This window comes from Psychrobacter sp. NZS113 (assembly GCF_015864825.1).
Classification (GTDB): Bacteria; Pseudomonadota; Gammaproteobacteria; order Pseudomonadales; family Moraxellaceae; genus Psychrobacter.
In genome coordinates, this window is the sequence record NZ_JADYWL010000002.1 from 367618 (window position 1) to 384928 (window position 17311).

General features: G+C 42.6%; 13 protein-coding genes and 1 other RNA gene. 6 read left to right on the forward strand and 8 right to left on the reverse strand.

Annotated elements, in window-relative coordinates; translation table 11 throughout:
• Positions 1–53 precede the first annotated feature (53 nt).
• The 5 genes from serC to ffs form a co-directional block, all read right to left on the reverse strand.
• Complete coding sequence (gene serC / locus I6E61_RS04290; protein ID WP_197130360.1) at positions 54–1178, reverse strand: 3-phosphoserine/phosphohydroxythreonine transaminase; 1125 nt, start codon at positions 1176–1178, stop codon at positions 54–56.
• Positions 1179–1344: 166 nt separating this feature from the next.
• Complete coding sequence (locus I6E61_RS04295; RefSeq protein WP_197130362.1) at positions 1345–2196, reverse strand: hypothetical protein; 852 nt, start codon at positions 2194–2196, stop codon at positions 1345–1347.
• A gap of 156 nt (positions 2197–2352) precedes the next feature.
• Positions 2353–5274: a M48 family metalloprotease gene (locus tag I6E61_RS04300; RefSeq protein WP_197130375.1), complete on the reverse strand. Its 2922-nt coding sequence runs from the start codon at positions 5272–5274 to the stop codon at positions 2353–2355.
• A gap of 72 nt (positions 5275–5346) precedes the next feature.
• Positions 5347–5943 carry a LemA family protein gene (locus tag I6E61_RS04305; protein ID WP_194196619.1) on the reverse strand — a complete coding sequence of 199 codons (597 nt, stop codon included), beginning with the start codon at positions 5941–5943 and terminating at the stop codon, positions 5347–5349.
• 295 nt (positions 5944–6238) lie between these two features.
• Positions 6239–6335, reverse strand: an RNA gene (gene ffs / locus I6E61_RS04310) — signal recognition particle sRNA small type.
• A gap of 261 nt (positions 6336–6596) precedes the next feature.
• On the opposite strand from ffs, the gene I6E61_RS04315 reads away from it, so the two are divergent.
• Positions 6597–7310, forward strand: a complete 714-nt coding sequence (locus I6E61_RS04315; protein ID WP_197130377.1) for an SIMPL domain-containing protein — start codon at positions 6597–6599, stop codon at positions 7308–7310.
• A gap of 132 nt (positions 7311–7442) precedes the next feature.
• On the opposite strand, the gene I6E61_RS04320 is transcribed toward I6E61_RS04315, so the two are convergent.
• On the reverse strand, positions 7443–8174 hold the full coding sequence (locus tag I6E61_RS04320) for a DUF4124 domain-containing protein (protein WP_197130380.1): 732 nt from the start codon (positions 8172–8174) through the stop codon (positions 7443–7445).
• A 202-nt stretch (positions 8175–8376) separates the two neighbouring features.
• Positions 8377–9786: a type I glutamate--ammonia ligase gene (gene glnA, locus I6E61_RS04325; protein ID WP_197130383.1), complete on the reverse strand. Its 1410-nt coding sequence runs from the start codon at positions 9784–9786 to the stop codon at positions 8377–8379.
• A 773-nt stretch (positions 9787–10559) separates the two neighbouring features.
• Here glnA and I6E61_RS04330 point away from each other — a divergent pair.
• The 5 genes from I6E61_RS04330 (at position 10560) to I6E61_RS04350 (ending at position 15048) form a co-directional block, all read left to right on the forward strand.
• On the forward strand, positions 10560–11183 hold the full coding sequence (locus I6E61_RS04330; RefSeq protein WP_197130386.1) for an aminodeoxychorismate/anthranilate synthase component II: 624 nt from the start codon (positions 10560–10562) through the stop codon (positions 11181–11183).
• A gap of 85 nt (positions 11184–11268) precedes the next feature.
• A complete protein-coding gene (gene trpD / locus I6E61_RS04335) occupies positions 11269–12390 on the forward strand; it encodes an anthranilate phosphoribosyltransferase (protein WP_197130388.1) in 1122 nt (373 codons plus the stop codon).
• Between the two features lie 178 nt (positions 12391–12568).
• Positions 12569–13423: an indole-3-glycerol phosphate synthase TrpC gene (trpC, locus tag I6E61_RS04340; protein WP_197130391.1), complete on the forward strand. Its 855-nt coding sequence runs from the start codon at positions 12569–12571 to the stop codon at positions 13421–13423.
• Between the two features lie 115 nt (positions 13424–13538).
• Complete coding sequence (locus I6E61_RS04345) at positions 13539–14270, forward strand: Smr/MutS family protein (protein WP_197130394.1); 732 nt, start codon at positions 13539–13541, stop codon at positions 14268–14270.
• Between the two features lie 145 nt (positions 14271–14415).
• Positions 14416–15048 carry a DNA-3-methyladenine glycosylase gene (locus tag I6E61_RS04350; RefSeq protein ID WP_197130396.1) on the forward strand — a complete coding sequence of 211 codons (633 nt, stop codon included), beginning with the start codon at positions 14416–14418 and terminating at the stop codon, positions 15046–15048.
• A 102-nt stretch (positions 15049–15150) separates the two neighbouring features.
• Here I6E61_RS04350 and I6E61_RS04355 read toward each other — a convergent pair whose 3' ends face one another.
• A complete protein-coding gene (locus I6E61_RS04355) occupies positions 15151–17127 on the reverse strand; it encodes a mechanosensitive ion channel family protein (RefSeq protein ID WP_227685667.1) in 1977 nt (658 codons plus the stop codon).
• Positions 17128–17311: the final 184 nt, after the last annotated feature.

The following is a 17311-nucleotide window of genomic DNA, read 5'->3' on the forward strand; positions in this document are numbered from 1 at the left end:
AAAAAAGACGCAGCTTATAAAGTTGCGTCTTTTTTTCTAAAACTGGTGCTGATTTAAGCGTGCTTTTTTTCAAAGGCAATCATAAAATCAACCAGTTGCTGTACCCAGTCTAGTGATACGGCATTGTAGATGCTGGCACGCATACCGCCCACATCACGGTGACCTTTTAAGTTCATCAAGCCTGCCGCGGCTGACTCTTCTAAAAACACTTTATCAAGACTGCTGTCTGCCAAGGTAAATGGCACATTCATAATAGAACGATGTTTGATAGCTACTGGATTGTTATAAAAATCGCTGTCATCAATCGTTTTATAGAGTAAGTCTGCTTTTTGCTGATTAATCTTGCCGATAGCAGCCACCCCGCCTTGCTCTTCTAACCAATCAAAGACCAGTCCTGCCAAGTACCAAGAATACGTCGCTGGCGTGTTTGACATAGACTCTTTTTCGGCTTGATGCTCGTAGTTCATTAGCAGCGGACACCACTCACTCGCCTGCCCTAATAGATCCTCACGAATAATCACAATAATCAGACCTGCGGGACCAATGTTCTTTTGTGCACCCGCATAAATCATCCCAAACTTAGAGACGTCAATTGGCTGTGATAAAATACAAGAAGACATATCAACGATAATCGGTGCATCAACCGTTGGCGGCTCAAATATTTGCAAGCCATGAATGGTTTCATTAGCGCAATAATGGAAATATGCGGCATCTTCACTTAACTGCCACTCATTTTGGTCAGGCACATCGGTAAAGTTACTTTCTTTGCCCGTTGCGACCACGTTAGTCTCACCCAGTCCCAGTTTGGCATAGCGATCAGCTTCTTTGATGGCCTTGCCTGACCAAGCACCTGTCGTTAGATAGTCTGCGCGCCCACCATTCAATAGATTTAATGGGATCGCTGAAAACTGTAAGCTAGCGCCGCCTTGTAAAAACAGTACTTTATAATTATCTGGAATGTCCATCAACGAACGCAATTTCGCTTCAGCTTTTTCCGTAATAGCAATGTACTCTTTACTACGGTGACTTACTTCCATGACCGACATACCGCTTCCCTGCCAATCAAGCAACTCATCTTGAGCGCGTGATAATACAGCAGTTGGTATCGTAGCAGGCCCCGCTGAAAAGTTAGGCACACGGTTAGGAGCGACGGTATTGATAGTTGATGTGGTGGTCATAGTCATTATCCTAAATATGATGAAATCATCGTTGTTTGTTGGAGCGTAAAAGTAGGCTATCAAAAATACGGTGAAACTGATTTTAGTGGTTTTTATTTGCTAATGTCTGTTTTTTATGCCGATAGTTTATACAAGTAACTTATGACCACACCAATGGTCAACTGGCTTAACCCGATAATTTATCCCAAAGCTGACGCTTTAAGCTGCTATCAGTGAGCATTTCATCTAACGTGGGCACAGCCGTAAGCGTCGGATGCTCAAGCCCTTCAGGCAATTCAGTCAACGCTATCACTTGTATGTCTTCACTGCGACCAATTTTAAAGACATATCCAGCAAGACTGGCATTGGCAAGCTCTGCGGTATCCATACCTTCACAAATAGGAAAAGAGGTGGTCTCACAAGTGATGGATAACGCTTGGGTAATATTTTGCCATAGCTTTTGACTGTCATTATTGAGTGCTTGGATATCAACCAAAACCACCCAATCACCATAGCGACCGCCTTGCAAATCAAATGGGGATACTTTCTTAAAGCTATCATCATTATTTATATGCGCAATAGGACTCTGCCCGATAGCAGCAGTGGTTTGCTGAGCTATGTTATCTACGAGAGGTCTAACTGCCACATCAGGAGTAGTGGTATCAAAACTATAAGTGACAGGGCTTTGTTCGTTAGGTGATTCTAACTCTACATCATTAGTATCATGGTAATAGTTGCGCGTGGCGTCATCATCGATGGCCGCTGATACAGAATCAGCAAATGCTATATTTGACATCTCGATGCTCACAGCAGCATTACTTTGCTGCTCTATACTTGGTTGTTCAATGTTAGTAACAGACGACACAGCCTGAGTAGGCGTATCAATTGTAGAATCAGAAATAGTAGGCGCAGAGATATCTGCCATATTGATGGTGGCTGAGCTTGGCTGCACCCACTGATTGATACCCATCATCGCTAAAATTTGACGCTGCTGCATACGATGTTGCAATACAATTAGCGGGTCTGCAATGTCACTCATACGTCTTTACTATCCTACTCATCTAAGATGGGTTTACAGAATATCTGTATTAAAAAATGTCAAATAACAACTTGAATCATGCAACTTCTAGTCAGACCAATGCGTATCAAACAATGCCTACACACTTCACTCAGTAACATCACTCAGTCATAGTATTCAAAAGAGCTTTCGAACGCCTAGCCAGCCCTCTGAAAGCAGCATTAGGCAATCATACTCATCTTGGCTGACTATCGTATCGTGTAACATCACCGTATGCAATGTACTCAGCCATTGCTGATAATTATTATAGGTGTAACTCTCACCAGTGGTATCATTATAATCTATTTGATTGAGGCCCTGTTGTCTCTCTTGATAATTATCACTGCGTTTGTCACCTATTGCAGACGACTTAACGGTAGAGGCTATGCACACAGGCACAGTCTCTATCAAGGCCAATAGCTGAATACTATTGAGGTTTTGTGCCGTCAACAGCAACCACTGTAGATTGGCATCGCTAATGGCTGCTAAATCAATATCAATCAAACGTGCATGGCGGCGCAAGTCCACGATATAGTGGGCCACACTAGCATCGTTATAGTTAAGCATTGAACTATCAAGCATTGAACTATCAAGCTTTGAACTATCAAGCTTTGAACTATTAAGCTTTGAACTATATAGCGCTGATGTCATTTGGCCTTTGACATCTTTTGATAAACGATATGCCAGTAAAATCAGCATCGTTCTCTTAACATCGTTCAGTCGAGCAAAGACCTGACCTGAAGGATCAAGCTGAGCATATATCACCTTTGTACCAGCTCTCAATGTATGCTGCCATGACTCATACTTACTTGCATGTGACGGCTCATCACTTAGCACCGTAGATAGTACCGGTAACAGCTGTTGTAAATGCAGCGCTTGCCATAATGACAAAATAGAAGGCATCCAAGACGCATCACTTTTGGCGTCAGCTGATTCTGACTGAATACTATGCGTAAGAAAACCTTGATCCGTCATCTTATCCGCTAAGTCTATACTCAAATCAGCAGTTAACTGGCCGTTAAAAAGTTCAGTGATACCTTGTTGATAGCGCATAAGCATCATACGACATTTTTTTTGCTGACTATAATGCTGATAGCTTTCATTGCTGTGGCTGCTCTCATGCTTCAGACGTAGCTCTGCAATCACACTTTCGGATAAATTATGCTGACTCAAATTTTTTATGGCAGTTGTGATTAGCGCACTGTCTAATCGTCGATCGATACTCGCCACGGTTTCTATCAATTTATGGTCGATGGCATGCGGTAGTATTTGCGCTTGGCGATGATCATCGGTTTTATTGGTAGTAACTTCGTACCAAATGTCAGCCAAGTCATAAGTGCTTGTCGTTACTAGGGCTTGACCCTGATGGCATAGCATCACCACTTCAATCAAGGCCTGTGCGCCTAACGGGTGGTGACTGTGATTGAGCACATACTGTGGCAGCGAGACTTTTTCAATATCATCGATGCTAATCAGCGCTGCCGATGGCAAATCGCTATCAGGTTTGGCCTGCCAAGGTTTTAACCGTTCATGGACATCCATATCTTGCGACTGCACCTGCAATCGCCCATCAATGACGACATCTTGCGCTACAACGAAATCTAGCCCTTTCTCTTCTTTCTCTACTCCATTATTCAATGCTTGAGTAGAAAGTAGTTCTGCGTGGGGTAATTGTTTGTCAGTATTTTCTTTTTTATCTATACTTAGGCTATTTGTTTTTACTTTACCCACGTCCCCGAGTCGACGCTGCTCATATATTTCTTTTATTTTTTGCTGATTGATGCGCTTCTCTTTGGCAACTTGTACGGCAAACTTATGGTAAGCATTGGCATTGATAGCACCCATACGCTCGGACAAACTGGGATGAGTCGCAAACCAAGAGACATCCCCCAGGTCTGTGCCACTACTGGCAAAGAAAAAATGACTGAGTCCATTGATATCAGTGATACCTGTCAAGCGTGAACCAAGTGAATCTTGGTGGATGGCTTTTAGTGTCTCCATAATCGCAGGAGAGCGCGTCAGCTGCACACTGGTCGCGTCGGCAAGCAGTTCACGCTCACGGTTGAAGCTATGTTTGATTAGCTGCGCACTGGCCATGCTCGAAAAACTCAACCCATGTAACAACAATGTCCAAACGCTACGAGGCGCTTGGCGATCTACTACCGGTTTATTTTGTAGCCATTTCGACTGAATTTTTGCGGTTGATTGTTGATTTTTTGACTGACTTTGCCAGTACGCCACCCACTCACTATGAGTGGTAAAGCTTGCGGTTTTCGCTTCGGTACTGCGGGCATGATTATCGATGGACTTTTGTGATAGATCGAGGTTTTGGTTGACGGCATTATCAAAATAATTGCCATTACCGATAGGATCGCTCCAGTCATATAGTATCTGCAAGCCTGCCAACACTACCATCAGCTGCAGATTGAAGGTGGCATCGCCATGGAGGATATGACCATACTCATGACCGATGAGCCCGTACAAAGCCTCATCAGACAGCTTATCCAGTGCGCCTTGCGTCACGACCAACACCATATCCTGACTGTGCCGACCCGCCACGAAACCATTGATGCCTTGCTCATCAGGCAGCACATACAGAATAGGCATACTCAAGCCTGAAGCAATGGCCAACTGTTGCGCAATTTCATAATAGCGACGGTAGACTGGCGGAAAATCACGCTCATCACGCACCGCAATATGACGTGCATTATAGCGAACCTTTTGTACAGGCTCATGCTGATGAGCAATGCCCTGACTGTGCTCCCAAGCGTCTTGGCTATGATCAATAAACAACCTAACAGCCCCTACGCGCTGAGCAATAGCACGACCGCCCGCTTTTAGACGACGATACTCCAAAAAACTACCACCAACGAAGCTACCTAATGTCCAGATAATGACCAGGACTAATGCCCAATAATAAATGCCACCCGTAAATAACGTGAGCAACAGGGCCATGACACCGAGCGCCACTGCCATATGCGCAAATACAATGAGAAAAAACAGCCCATAGAGCAATAGACTGCGCTGAGTACGTGTGCGCTGTTCACCAAAAAAATCCATCTACTTGTCTTACCTAAACTTTATATGGTCTAAATTTTATATTATCTAAACATAGCCGAACGCATGTGAATATCAGCCCATATTGACAACGGGGGCTTGAGCAATCGCTTTTCTATCTTCAAACACCAACTGACTTAATGGGCGAAAGCCAAAAGTAGTGCTAACCAGATTGTTGGGGAATACTTCGCGATCATTATTATAAAACATCACACTATCGTTATAGTGCTGACGTGCAAAACCAATTCGATTCTCTGTATTGGTTAGCTCATCCATCAGCTCTTTAATGATACTGTCTGCTTTTAGCTCAGGATATGCTTCCACGACAGCTGAGAACTGTCCCAATGCTTTGGACAGCATACTCTCTGCTTTGGCAAATAAGGCCATATGTTCCAGTGAGTCTGGCTGGTGTTTACTCGAGTCCTGCAAGCTTTGGGCATGGTTACGTGCGCTGATGACGCGAGTGAGCGTTTCTTCTTCATGCGTCAAATAACGCTTGGCCGTCTCAACGAGATTCGGAATCAAATCATGACGGCGTTTCAGCTGCACATCGATCTGAGCAAAACCATTTTTTGCTTGGTTACGGGCGCGTACCAATTTATTAAATATGGATACCCCAAATACAACCACCAACACCACAAAGGCAATAAACAGCCAGACAAACATCTTCATAATCAAATCCTAAAACGTTTCGTATTGATATTAAGGCCTGTTGCATACTCCACCATCGCACTGACAGCGACTTTCAATGAATATTCAACACACTCTAATGTTACTAAAAAGTTAATACATTGTATTTTAACTCATATTAATCAATGAAGTTTAGAAATTGAATAAGAAATCGAAATATAAAATGGATAAAATTAACGCAAAAAAAAGCCCTTTACAATGAAGGGCTTAATACATAATACTAGCGTTTCTGGCTGATTATAGAACCAATTATCAAATTTTAGGCAAAAAAAAGCGACTCCAAAAGCACATCCTCGGCACACATCGTGACTATTACCGTTGCTACCTTCCGGTCCTGGCGGGATTCATAGAACAATGTTGCGAGGCTACCAATGGAGCCACCAGTTGCAAATTATACAAGATTTTTTTAATTTTACAACCCCTATTATAAAACTGTTTTTGTAAGGCAAAAAAATCAGTAACTTAGGTGACAAAATTATCACAGCATTGCATCTGAATTTTGCTATGTTAGCCTATAAAGCTGAGCATGATGGATAGCAACTAACAAATAAAATGCACCGCTTTTAATAGAGAGAGATAGCGTTTAATGATGGCTTCTCTCTTTATCATTGATATAACTTACTGAGGAGATAGTAATGAAAACCACTCTACTAAACAAAGCAGCCCTAACGACTGGCTCTGCACTTCTATTAACCACTATGATGGGTAGCGCGCATGCAGAACCAACTGGCTACGACCAGCTTACTTTTCAAACAGAAGTAAAAGAAGAAGTGCAAAATGATGAAGTACGAGCCAGCTTATACAAAAAAGCACAGGCAACAGACTCAAAAGCATTGGCCACTACGCTCAACACCTCTATCAACAATGCCATGAAAATCGCCAAGCGCTATCCTAGCGTCACTGTCAGCACAGGACAACAACGCACCTACCCTCGTTATGACAAAGATAATAAAATCATAGGCTGGACAGGACAAGCCAATATAGATTTGAAGAGTACTGACTTTGCCGCGACCAGTCAGCTCATCGCTGATCTACAAGAAACGCTTGTCATGGAAAATCTCAGCTTTGGTGTATCAGATGCTAAAAAAGATGCGCTAGAACAGAAGCTAATGACCAGTGCCTCTCGCGCGTTTCAGCAACAAGCTAAAAACCTAACTAGCGCATGGAATGCTCGCGGCTATCGCGTGGTGAACGTCAACCTAAATACAGGTAGTAACTACCCGCGTCCGATGTATAGCGCCATGAGCATGAAATCAGACTCACTTGAGTCAGTACCAAGCCAAAGCTTTGAGTCTGGCAACACTACAATCTCTGTGACGGCAAACGGTACGATTGAGCTGACTAAGTAAATCAACTTATACTAGTAGTTGGTTCATTTATAAATTGAACTATTCATACTAAAAAGGCAAGCGCCATTAGGGTGCTTGCCTTTTTTCTTAAGCTGTTATTTATGCCATCGTTATTCATCAATAAGACAAGCTTTAATCACTCTGACTTAACTTTAGCAATAATTTTTGATACAACGAGAGGTTTTGATAGGCTGAAATCTGTTCTGCCTTTCTTTTATTATCTTGCAATGTGGTGTTGTTCTGAATCACATAAATGGTACGCTCAACCTGCTGGAGCGTGCCTCCTGCCTTATCGGTCACAACTGCCGTGATACTGTGCGATCCTGGTAAAATATCTAGCGTTGGGATGGAAGCACTGAGACCCTGCGCCATCTCATCACCATCTAAATAAATACTCACGTTATCGCCTGCTTGCAAGGCTGGATCTACTTGTACCTTGACATCGATACTTTGTGCTGGGCGACGATAAGCACGCTCTTCGCTAGGCTCAGTGATCGTAAGCTGATAACTGACTGCGGTCGTGACGGCCAAACTGCTTGGACTATCAGCATCAGGTGTAATAGTCGTCTCTGCGGTGGGAGTCTGTGCCGTACTGCTCGACTGACTACTTGCATTGCTATTGTTACTTGAACTAAAAGCATCACTGCTAGTCATCACACTGGTCTGACTGACTTGTTTATCCTCTTGCTGCTCATAATTCTGTGGACGGTCGGTAAAGGTGACTTGGCCCGTCTTTTCATCAACGACTTTGTAAATAGCAGAGGCATTTGCCAAAGGGGCGTAGAGACTGGCGGCACTCATAATCATAGCCGTCAACAGCCCTATATTGCCTTTTGAGAAAATCAGTTTTGATAATGAGATCATAATCAGTTAACCCAGTTATAGTGTTCACTATTAATATAGTATTATGACAACCATTATGCGATATTTTTGGTGTTAAATCAGCAATGATTTCAAGGAAAATTAGTTATGGCATCTGACCAATTATTTCGCGCATAAAAAGACCAGCTAAGAATAACTTAGCTGGTCTTTTTGACTCAAAATAACTGAGTGCTTTAGCGACTAATTAGCAGCTGTAGTACATATCGAACTCAACTGGATGTACAGTCACGTTCAGACGTTGTACTTCTTCTTCTTTCAAAGCGATAAACGCTTCTAGCATGTCTTCAGTGAACACATCACCTTTTAATAAGAAGTCATGATCGTCACGCAATGCTTGTAGTGCTACGTCTAAGCTCTCTGCAACCGTTGGGATTTGTGCTTCTTCTTCTGGTGGCAAGTCATACAAGTTTTTGTCAGCAGCTTCACCTGGATGCATTTTGTTTTGGATACCGTCAAGGCCGGCCATCAACAATGCAGCAAATGCTAAGTATGGGTTCGCTGTTGGATCAGGGAAACGGGCTTCAACACGTACCGCTTTAGGGCTGCTCACGTGTGGAATACGGATAGACGCTGAACGGTTAGATGCTGAATAAGCAAGTTTAATAGGCGCTTCATAATGTGGTACTAGGCGCTTATAGCTGTTGGTCGATGGGTTGGTAATTGCGTTCAAAGCACGAGCATGCTTGATGATACCACCAACGAAGAACAGAGCTGTTTCAGACAAACCAGCGTATTCATCACCAGAGAACGTGTTTACGCCATCTTTAGAGATAGACATATGCACGTGCATACCTGAACCATTGTCACCAACGATTGGCTTAGGCATAAAGGTGGCCGTTTTACCAAACTGATGCGCAACGTTATGAACAACATACTTTAGCTGTTGCACTTCATCTGCCTTACGTACCATCGTGTTGAACGCTACACCAATTTCAGACTGGCAAGACGCTACTTCATGGTGATGTACTTCAACGCTACCTGCACCAACGATGTCTTCGATACGTTCACACATCACTGAACGCATATCTTGTGAACTATCGATAGGCGGTACTGGGAAATAGCCACCTTTGACACGTGGACGATGCGCCATGTTGCCCCACTCATACGTCTCGCCTGTTGACCATGCTGCTTCTTCAGCAGTGATTTTATGGCTAACACCAGACATATCAATTGACCACTTCACGTCATCAAAGATAAAGAATTCAGGCTCAGGACCAAAATAAGCAGTATCACCAATACCAGTAGACTTTAAGTACTCTTCAGCGCGACGTGCGATAGAGCGTGGGTCACGCTCATAGCCTTGTAGCGTTGATGGCTCGATAATGTCACAAGTAACGACAACGGTAACTGAATCAAAGAACGGGTCAACAAAAGCGGTTTCTGGATCTGGGCGCAAGATCATATCTGAGGCTTCAATACCTTTCCAACCAGCAATAGATGAACCATCAAACATCTTGCCGTCTTCCATTACTTCTTCGTCAATGGTATGTGAAGGAAAGCTGATATGTTGTTCTTTACCACGGGTATCGGTAAAACGAAAGTCAACCCATTTAGCATTTGTTGATTTGATAAGGTCTAATAATTTGTTCGACATAAATAATCTCCGTTGTGTTGATCACGTTATTGCGATTTAAAGTGACTGGTGCAATTTACTGGTTCAAAAATATCAGCTGTGCTCTTAATACTAAATAGCGCCTTCAATATTATGCTTATTATCAGCACTGTCAATGTCTTTAGTCAAGACATGGTTGTAATGCTTTTTCTCATTCTAACAACATATAACTCACAATAGTAAATTCTTCCAGCACTTATTAATAATTATTTTTGAATCAATTTTCAGCCATAAATAATCATGAAAGTAGTGATGCAAACGCTGTGCCAACTTATAAAAATAATCATACCTGAGACAATACCTCTCAACTTAATTAGCAATTATTACAATTACCTATGACACGCTTTATTCTTTATCAAGTATGGCCTGTCAACGAATAATACGTCTCTTATGTCTCGTTTATAGACATGATACATCATGTTTTTGCACTATTTTGGTTCCGAAAAAATGCACCAAATTAAACTATGTTCTATTTTGGTGCGTATCTGACACTTAAAAATATCAAACAAGCCAATAACCAAACTCTCCTCGCAGGTACTGCGTCAAAATTATTGTAAGGTAAAATAAGTTTTACGCATGACTTACTTAGATAGTCTGTACCCTACATTTGATAGACCACAAAATAATGGTAAGATAACCGCGCCTTACAAACGTATGAATCCAGAAGCACTTGAGTCAAAAAGCACTTGAGTAAAGAAGCACTATAGATAAATATAAGTCTAAAAATACAATCACATCCATAAGTTGAAAACCCAATGATTTTGATGATCGATAATTACGACAGCTTTACGTACAATATCGTACAGTACTTCGGTGAATTACAGCAGGACATCACCGTCTGGCGTAATGATCAGGCCACCATTGAACAGATTCAAACCCTTGCACCAGATGTAATTGTCATCGGTCCTGGGCCGTGTGATCCTGATCGGGCTGGTATTTCTTTAGCAGTGATCGAAACATTCAAGGGTGTCATACCGATATTGGGTATTTGCTTGGGTCATCAGGCCATTGGACAAGCATTCGGTGGTCAAGTGGTCAAAGCGGGTGAAGTCATGCACGGCCGGCTATCGGCCGTCTACCATAACGGTCAAGGTGTGTTTGCTGAATTGCCTAACCCATCACAAGTCACTCGCTACCACTCGCTCGTCATTGGCAAACGCAGCCTACCCGATTGTCTCGATCTGACCGCATGGACACAGTATGCTGATGGTAGTATTGAGGAAATTATGGGTATCCGCCACAAAACTTTTGCCATTGAAGGGGTGCAATTCCATCCTGAGTCTATTTTGAGCGAGGCAGGTTATCAGCTGCTCAATAACTTTTTGCAAACACATAATTTGGCAGTGCTAGCCTCGAACGAGTTACCACAAGTTGGTTAATTAGCGACTAAATATAAGCGACCTGCATTAAAGTAGAACCCAATTTAATCAAAATAAACATATAAAAATATTAAGCGAGAATATAATGAGTACAACAAAAATAGAGGGCAATCACACGCCAGATAATATTACTAAAATGTCCGATGTAGATATTCATAAATTATTGACGGCATCGTTAGAAAGAATTTTTCAACACATTGATTTGACCTTCGATGAGATGTATCAAGTGATGCTGATCATCATGCAAGGCAGATGTAGTGATGCCATGATGGGCGCTATTTTGACTGGCTTACGTATGAAAGGTGAATCAATCGATGAGATTACTGCATCGGCCAGTGCCATGCGTGCCTTGGCTTCTAATATCGAACCAAAGAACTGTGATTATCTGGTCGATATCGTCGGCACTGGTGGCGATGGCGCTAATTTATTCAATGTGTCTACCGCCTCTGCTCTTGTGGCAGCAGCGGCTGGCGCGCAAGTTGCCAAACACGGCAACCGCGGCGTGTCTAGCAAATCGGGTAGCTCAGATTTATTGGAGCAAGCGGGTATTAGTTTGGCGCTCACACCTGCACAAGCAAAAGACTGTATCGAAAACCAAGGTATCGGCTTTCTGTTCGCACCCAATCATCACAGTGCCATGCGCTATGCCATACCCGTGCGCCGCGAACTCAAAGCGCGTACGATTTTCAATATCTTAGGGCCATTAACCAATCCTGCTGGCACGCCCAATCTGGTCATTGGTGTTTTCACTGCCCAACTGTGTGAGCCTATCGCCAAAGTCATGAAAAACTTGGGCGCCCGTCATGTGATGGTCGTGGGTGCAAAAGATGGTTTAGATGAGATCAGCCTTGCCACCTCCACTACTGTCGCTGAGTTAAAAGATGGCGAAATATCTGTTTATGAGATGATGCCAGAAGATGCTGGCATTGAATCGCAGACACTGATCGGTCTCGATGTCGACTCTCCAGCGCAAAGTCTGGAACTGATTCGTGCGGCATTATCTGGAGCCGACACTCATGACCGCTCTGTACTCAAAGCGCGTGATATGATTGCACTAAATGCAGGTGCGGCAATATATACGGCAGGACTTGCCAGCAACTACGCCAATGGTGTGAGCCGAGCGCAAAAAGCCATCCAAAATGGTGATGCACTGCTCAAGCTTGAGTCTCTGGCCAACTACACACAGCAATTAGTGGCTCAGGGTTAACTTATAAGCACTCATATGATGCAAACTTTGCCACCACTGCCTATAGTCAAAGAAGTCTAAAACGGATACAAGGCCGCCGACTGCAGATTGTACAAGTCGTACATCTAGGAAGGGTAACGCCGTAGCCGTTTAGTAATTCTTTGACTATATTTACATTTAATATTATTTGGATACCCGTATGACCACAACTCACTCAGACATACCTTCAGTATTGCAGCGCATTGTCGCAACCAAAATAGAAGAAGTGAAAGCCGCGCGTGAGATTCTTTCTCTTGAGGATTTAAAAGCGCAAGTCACAGCTGATAATAAACCACGCCGAGGTTTTGCTGCGGCTTTACGTACGGCTGACATTGGTATCATTGCTGAAATCAAAAAAGCATCACCGTCTAAAGGCATTATCAATCATAACTTTGCACCAGCGTTATTTGCCCAGCAATATGAGCAAGCTGGTGCCAGCTGTTTATCAGTATTGACTGATCGTGATTATTTTCAAGGCGATGACAGCTATCTTCTTCAAGCGACTAATGCCACAAGCCTACCGATATTGCGCAAAGACTTTATGGTAGATGTATACCAAATCTATCAATCTTATCTGATGGGTGCAGACTGTATACTACTCATCATGGCTTGCCTTGATGACACGCAAGTACACGAGCTACATGCACTGAGTATCGAGCTAGGTATGGATGTGTTGATAGAAATACATACCAAATCTGAGCTTGAGCGCGCCCTAACATTGCCACGCTCAGCACACAATATCTATGGCATTAATAATCGCGACTTAAATACTTTTGACGTCGATCTGCAAACCACACTAGATCTAAAAAATATTTTAATCGAAGCATTAGCGGTAGACAACACAACCCTTAAACCGCTTATCGTTACCGAAAGTGGCATTCATAGCAGTGATGATATTCGTCTGATGTTAAGTCATGATATTCAGCACTTTTTAATCGGTGAGCAGTTTATGAAAACCGATCATCCTGGACAAGCGTTACAATCCTTACTTGCGGGCGTCGCAGCAGACGAGTAAAGTAGCTAAAATAGCTTAGGCTGCGATACGACTCGTAAGCTTATATTAGTATAAAACCAGCGACGATATAGACTATTAAGTCATTCATTCATCAACCAACGATACATTAACTTTTATGTCAAATTCTCTGTTTTCAAAAGAAATGCAAGACCAACTTAAAGAGCTAAAAGGCCAACTAAGCAAAGGTCGTGATACCACGTCACCTGAAGGTGAGGATCAAAAGCCAACTGAACCTGTGTCATTACCCACACAAAAACAAGTAAATAAGACTGTCAAGCAAATGAACAGCGAACATGTTGATGATGATAAAGTGCTGTTTATGCAAGCCATGCATGGTGTCAATCAGCTTGAAGATAAAAACGTCCGCTCACCTGCCAATGCAGCAAAAGCGGGCAAACCTGATGCGACCACACTGTCTAAACGTGCGGCTGCTCAAGGTAGTGAAGCCAGTGACTTGGGTGCAGGCTTGTCAGATATGCAAGCACTGCTCAATCCTGTGGCTGCTGAAGCATTTTTATCGTATAAACAGCCAACTTTGCAAAACAAAATCTTTGATCAACTTAAGAAAGGCAAGCTACGTTGGTATGATGCCGTAGATATTCATGGTTGTACGATAGAAGAAGCTCGCGACGCCATGACGCAATTACTGAGTCAAGCGAAACAAAAAAATGAGACTATGGTAAAAATAGTTCATGGCAAAGGTTCTGAGGCCATTCTAAAGACGTGTGTGAACGGTTGGTTACGTCAATTACCAGAAGTACTAGCTTTCTGCTCTGCTCCGCCTAAAGATGGCGGCAATGGTGCGGTGTTGGTATTACTCAAAAAACCTAAAGCAGATGGCGAGTAATTATTACTGTTAGCTCATTATTAGAAATAAAAAGGACTGCAAATAGCAGTCCTTTTTTATATAAATAAATTGTCTATTTCTATGGTCGCAAGCTGTAGACATACATATTACTTTCATGCACATTCTTTATTAAAGTGAACTTATCATGAGTATACAAACGATCGAAAATCGTGAAGCATTAAATGAGCATATCACTGCTTTGATTGCTATCGAACCACGATTTGAGCCTGTCCATAAGCAAGTTGGTACGCCAAGTCTTAGACACAATACAGGTGGGTTTGAGCAGCTGATGAGAGCAATGGTTGGTCAGCAGTTATCTGTCGCTGCCGCAGCCAGCATTTGGCAACGGTTGGTTGATGCAGGCTTGACGACACCGAATGCAATCATTGAGGCAACGGACGAGACTTTGCGAGCACAAGGACTGTCTAAACAAAAAACTCGTTATATTCGCTCATTGGTCGAGCACGATATAGACTTTACTGCATTAGAAACTATGTTAGACGAAGATGTCATAAATACACTAACCGCCGTCACTGGTATTGGTCGCTGGACAGCTGAGATGTACTTGTTGTTTTCTTTAAAACGCGCAGACGTATTCGCTGTCGATGACTTAGCCATCAAAGTGGCTGCAATGGAGTTGTTAGGTTTGACGGAGCGACCGACGCCGAAACAACTGAAGAACCTGACCCAAGACTGGTCACCGCACCGTAGTGCTGCCAGCCTATTGCTATGGTCGTATTACGGTGCATTACGCAATAAAACTGCAGTGCCTCTATAAAGCACTAGTGTTAAAAGAAGTGAGTAATACCATCGTTTAAATATCATATTGATAACGACCTCTATATGTAAAACCCTTACCAACACCCCTTTAATTTCTAGTCTAGAATTGGTTCCATATAGAAAAGCTATGTCTTTTTTTGACATGCTTAAATTTACTTTTCTTTAATACATGGCTTTTATGTATGAGTCCTTTGAATGTGTGGCCTCTCTTGCTTTTTACTGCCGCCTTCTTTTTTTGATGGTCGGCTGCATCGCTCTTAGTGCTGTCACTGTCTTTATTTAGATCCACAGCAGTATGCTCATCAGAACTGTCATCGCCAATATCACTATCCTTGCTAATTGATACCTCTTTTAATGTCTCAATGGCATTATTTTCTTGATTATGGTTTTGATCCTCATTATCAATGTGAAGCTCTAGCTCGGCTTGATCAACGATAAGCTGCTGAGTCGGCAATGCATGTTCCACCTTATATTTTGCGACTTCCTTTAAGATATCAACAAATAATATATTTTGTTTGTCATAGAACTCAACCACATTGATAGAGTTAACATAAGCCTGTAGCTGAATAACGTAGCAGTCTTGACGCAGCTCTAAAATATTAACCTGATTCCACTCTTGATTGGTTAGCTCATGCTCTTTTATAAACTCATCTAAGTCATTTACCATTTTGAAAATCACATCAAGATCAGCAGTACGCTTCAAATATAAATGATGAAAAAAACGAAACATATCACGAGACGTAAAGTTTTCAATCTGCATCGAGGAAAAGTCGCCATTTGGTACTGTCACAACCGTACGTGTCAATGTCCGCACACGCGATGAGCGGATACCAATATCAATTACCGTGCCTTCATAAGTACCAAATTTACAATAGTCACCGATTCGTACTGGCGAATCTGCGACGACGACGACACTACCGACAAGGTTTTCAATGGTCTTTTGTGCACCCAGTGCCAATGCTAAACCACCCACACCCAATGCAGCAATACCTGTGGTTAGGTCAAAACCCAAATTGCCAAAAATGACAATCACAGCAAATATAAGCAGCAACGCCTTTACCACTTTGCGCAGCAGCCCTAAGATGGAGACTCGCTCAGTATAGTTTTTCTTATAGCTTAAATTTACTGCACGAGTGAATATGGCATCGATGACTCGTAGTAGTAACCATGTTATCGCAACCCACGAAGCTATTTCTGTAAATCGGTTGACTGGCTCGCGCAAGGTCACCGACACGCCAGCGTATACCATCACCTCAGACAGTATCAGTGCCATAATTACCACGGAAAGCGGCAGTATCACCTTATCCGGTAATGGCAATGTCACACCGCGTACATGCGGATAAGTGATTCTCAATAGATGATACAACAGCCAAACCATGATATAAGTCAATATAAAGCTACTGACGATCATGGTAAGTGCCGCTACCAAATCGGCCAACTGATAACCGAAAAGCTTTTTGCCATCCAATGAATCAATGGTATAGCGAGATACCAAAGTTGGTTCAGTATTTTCTATTACTTCCGGTATCGAGCTGAGCGTATCGCTTGAAAACTGCCAATACTTTTCATCTCTTTCAGACGTCACTTTTTCGAGTATCAGTGACACACTTTTTTCACCAATATTAATCGCACCCACATTTTCTTGATCTGGTGGCAGCTGATCAGTGAGGTTACCCTCAGGCGTATTGCTCAGCTGCAAATCCGGCTGAAAACGGCCACCTGCATCTAGCGCTTGCTTAAATTGCCGTACGATGGTCGTTGGATTGTCAGACTTCGATAAATTTAGATAGTTACTCGCCAGCAGGTAGTCATTTTCACCCAAGGCGCTGATAAACCCTTGTACCGTATTCCTTGGTGTATCTCGCCCAAATGAGTCCGGTCGCGGTGATCTTGCTGGCTCTTCACTGCTACTCTCACTAATACCCAATGAACTGGCTTCTGCTGCAAAGGTATGAGTTGGCCATAACAAACTCAACAGCAGCACAAGTAACAATACCATCGCGAGTAATGGTACTTTAATGATTGAGTATGGTGAAGATAACTCGGTGCTGGGAATCAGACGATACTTAGTAGACAAAACAAACCTCTTAGCTTGTGGATAGTACAATAGAGAACAATGAAATTCTGACTATGATAGCAATTATTTATCACAGCAGTGCTTTTGATTACGCATTTTTGTAGCTATCTATATCGATCACTGCCCAAGCCATGTCTCACTAATTTATCTTGAATTTCTCATAAAAATTAGCGTATTTACAATC